4 protein-coding genes are annotated in these 3,635 nt (G+C 45.3%); all 4 read left to right on the forward strand.

From position 1 onward, the window contains the following. Positions 1-475, forward strand: a 475-nt coding sequence (locus VK664_RS06210) for a 4Fe-4S dicluster domain-containing protein (RefSeq protein WP_461397759.1), incomplete at its 5' end; no start/stop codon positions are given. Between the two features lie 8 nt (positions 476-483). Then, entirely contained in the window at positions 484-1,101 is a 618-nt protein-coding gene (locus tag VK664_RS06215; protein WP_461397760.1) for a LutC/YkgG family protein, read from the forward strand. A 122-nt stretch (positions 1,102-1,223) separates the two neighbouring features. Continuing rightward, positions 1,224-1,892, forward strand: coding sequence for a ribose-5-phosphate isomerase RpiA (rpiA, locus tag VK664_RS06220; protein ID WP_461397761.1), 669 nt, complete (start codon positions 1,224-1,226; stop codon positions 1,890-1,892). Between the two features lie 103 nt (positions 1,893-1,995). Then, positions 1,996-3,153, forward strand: a complete 1,158-nt coding sequence (locus VK664_RS06225; RefSeq protein WP_461397762.1) for an MFS transporter — start codon at positions 1,996-1,998, stop codon at positions 3,151-3,153. Positions 3,154-3,635 lie beyond the last annotated feature (482 nt).

Genomic DNA, 3,635 nt, shown 5'->3' on the forward strand with positions numbered 1-3,635 from the left:
AAATTCGCTGAAATGTATTCGTTGTGCCGCTTGTTTCAATACCTGCCCGGTATACAGGAAAAGTGGCGGACACAGCTATCACAATGCGGTGGCAGGTCCGATCGGCGCGATACTTTCGCCTAATATTGATATGAAGAAAAATGCGGATCTGCCTTTTGCTTCTACTTTATGTGGCTCTTGTAGCAATGTTTGCCCGGTAAAAATCGATATTCACAACCAGCTCTGGAAGTGGCGGCAGGTACTTGCGGCTGCGAACCAAACCGGCAAAGGCAAATCCCTGGTGATGAAAATGATGGCTTCGGTGCTGAACAATCCGCGTATTTACAGAACCTCCGGGAAGACGGGACGTTGGTTCATGCGTTTGTTCCCTATGCTTTTTAAATCAAAAAAATTAAATCCCTGGTATAAACAGAGAGAGATGCCGGATCCACCACGGGAAAGCTTCCGGGATTGGTATATAAAAAACAAGAAATAGCCAGGACAATGAATTCAAGAGAAAGGATCTTAAACCAGGTAACGGCAAATAAACCATCGGCTTTACCATTGCCTGAACTTCCGGCGCCTGAGCTTCTGGCTGCTTCATTGGACAAAGAGCGGTTTGTAAAAATTCAGAAGTTCCGCACCATCCTGGAAGGCATCGGTGGCAAAGTAGTGGAAGTTGATAACAGCTCAGCAATAGCAGCTAACCTGTCTGTTCTTAAACAGCAAGGGTTGAAGGTGGCATGTCTTTGTCCGGGTGTTGGGGAGGGGAATCTGAATATAACCGCGAGGCAATCTGCTGCCGAGCTTGAATCTATTGACACGGCTTTTATTTCCGCATCTTTCGGGGTGGCCGAAAACGGATCGGTCTGGTTGTACGAATCCCGGTTTATAAATCGGTTGTTGCCTTTTATCTGTCAACACCTGTTCATACTGCTTGATGCCGGAGCAATATTGTTGGATATGCACGAAGCTTACCGCCATATTGAAGTAGACAAGGAGGGTTATGGATTATTTATCGCCGGCCCTTCTAAAACCGCTGATATTGAGCAATCCCTGGTCATAGGCGCCCATGGAGCCCGCAGCTGTACCGTTTACCTGCTCAATGAAACGGCCCTGTAAAACCTTCTGGGAAAATGAAAGGATGGAATAAACAACATTTGAAAAAATGAATGGATGGAATAAACAAATAATAAATACCAGATAAAAATATCACCTATAATTGATGCTAAAAAGATTGCCTGATGGATGCTAAAAAAATTGCCGCAGAAAAAGCTGCCGGTTTTGTGAAAAATGAAATGATTGTTGGCCTTGGAACCGGTTCCACCGTTTTTCATGCGATACATAAACTCGGGGAAATGGTTCAGGCGGGTTTGAAAATCAGGACCGTCTCCAGTTCCGTTCAGTCAGAAAAAATAGCAAAAGAACTGAACATTCCTACTGTTGATTTTACAGAGATTGACCATATCGATCTTTATATTGATGGGGCAGATGAAGTGGATGAAGATCATAATCTTATCAAGGGAGGGGGAGGCGCATTGCTCCGTGAAAAAATCCTCGCATTTAATAGCCTTCGTTACATAGTGGTGGTCGACGAATCAAAATTGGTTAAAACTTTGGGCAAATTTCCGTTGCCGGTAGAAGTGGTTCCATTTGCTTTGTCACTTACGTTATCTCATATCCGTATATTAGGAGCTGAAGTAGTTATGCGTCAGCGGGATGGCAAAGATTTTATTACAGATAACGGAAACCTGATTGCAGATTGCAGTTTTGGGTCCATTACAGAACCCTTTTTACTGAACCAGACACTTCATGAAATTCCGGGGGTGGTTGAAACAGGACTGTTCTTAAACAGCCTTGTATCTGAAGTTATTGCAGGGTACCACGATGGGACCATAAAGGTAATTGAGTAAATTACCAGGTAACGGCGGAAGAGATGGCTGATTTGCGGGGAAAGAATTTTATCTTTGTGATCCGTTAAGGATTGCTGCCATAATACATCAAATTACAGCGATCATGAATCTTTCACTATCATTTCCTACACAACGTTATTACCGGGTCGGAGTCAGCGTTTTCTTTTTTCTCCAGGGACTGACATTCAGCACCTGGGCCAGCCGTATTCCTGATATCAAAAATCTTCTGAGACTTACCGATGCCGGTCTCGGCGCCGTTTTGTTTGCGTTGCCTGTGGGTCAACTTGCTGCAATGGGTTTATCCGGCTACCTGGTTAGCCGCTTTGGCAGTAAAAGAACACTGACAATCGCAGCATTGATGTACCCGGCCGGCCTGGTTCTGCTGGGTACGGTCACCACCGTCTGGCAGCTTGCCCTCGGACTTTTCTTTTTTGGCATCTGTGGTAATCTTAGTAATATTTCTGTCAATACCCAGGGTGTTGGCGTGGAAAGATTGTACCGTCGCAGCATCATGGCCTCTTTCCATGGGCTCTGGAGCCTGGCAGGCTTCCTGGGTGGATTGATTAGTTCTTTTATGGTTGCTGACCATATACCACCGTTGACACATTTCATTATTATCTATGTGGTTGCTTTCATCCTGATGATACTTGCCCGCCCTTACATACTGCCCAGGGATGCCAATCATGGCAAGGTAACCAAAGGAAAAATATTTGTAAAACCAGATAACTATATCGTCAAACTTGGAATGATTGCATTTGCGTCCATGATCTGTGAAGGGACAATGTTCGACTGGAGCTCCATTTATTTTGAGAAGGTGGTAAAGGCACCCGTGGAACTGAGCCGGGTGGGATATGTTGCTTTTATGAGCACCATGGCGGGAGGTCGTTTTGCCGCCGATTGGCTGGTCACAAGGTTTGGCATCAAACGTATTTTACAAATAAGCGGGATCACTATTGTCAGTGGGATGTCACTCGCCGTTGCTTTCCCAACCCTGGTTTACGCTACCATTGGATTCCTTATGATAGGTATCGGTGTTTCTTCAGTAGTTCCGCTGGCTTACAGCCTGGCGGGAAAATCCAAAACAATGTTGCCGGGATTGGCACTGGCAGCCGTTTCATCGATAGGCTTTCTTGGATTCCTGATAGGTCCGCCGATCATTGGATTCATAGCTGAACTGTTGAGCCTGCGCTGGTCCCTGATCCTGGTCGCATTATTAGGGCTTGGCACTACGATATTGGCGGGTAAAATCAGAACTCAATAATCTACCTCGGCGTGGGATATCTTTCAACTTTTGAAACGTTCCTGCTTGCAACATTTTTGGTCGCTTCTTCGCACTGTTGGGAGCGGGATTGTGCCTTTTTGCGGCTGTGTCCCGTGGTTAATACCTTTCGTTATGCCGTTCTTTGTTGTTGTCTCCGATCGGCTTTTTTTGCCCTGATCAGCTTTGTTAGGGTTTCTTCAAGTGCTAATTGCAGTATCGCCCTGATCGGCTTCAGTAACTCGGACCACGGTACGAAGGCCGCGCAAAGGCACAATCCCGCTCCCAACTAGCTCATCCACTTGGGGGAATATCATACTAGTCATAACAATTCTTACCATTCTGCTATAGCAGGTTCCTTGTCTCATCATTCAATCAGCATCAAATCATGTGTATAAGCCAATCACTTATTTAGCGCTAATTGACAATTGAGCTGATATTCGTTTTGCAATTCCCTTCACGATCTAATATACAAACCGATCTTA

Source organism: Flavitalea sp. (genome assembly GCF_035489435.1).
Taxonomy (GTDB): domain Bacteria; phylum Bacteroidota; class Bacteroidia; order Chitinophagales; family Chitinophagaceae; genus DATHKG01.

Coding starts and splice junctions, on each gene's coding strand:
- VK664_RS06225 (WP_461397762.1), top strand. CDS start 1,996: ATGAATCTTTCACTATCATTTCCTACACAACGTTATTACCGGGTCGGA.
- rpiA (WP_461397761.1), top strand. CDS start 1,224: ATGGATGCTAAAAAAATTGCCGCAGAAAAAGCTGCCGGTTTTGTGAAA.
- VK664_RS06215 (WP_461397760.1), top strand. CDS start 484: ATGAATTCAAGAGAAAGGATCTTAAACCAGGTAACGGCAAATAAACCA.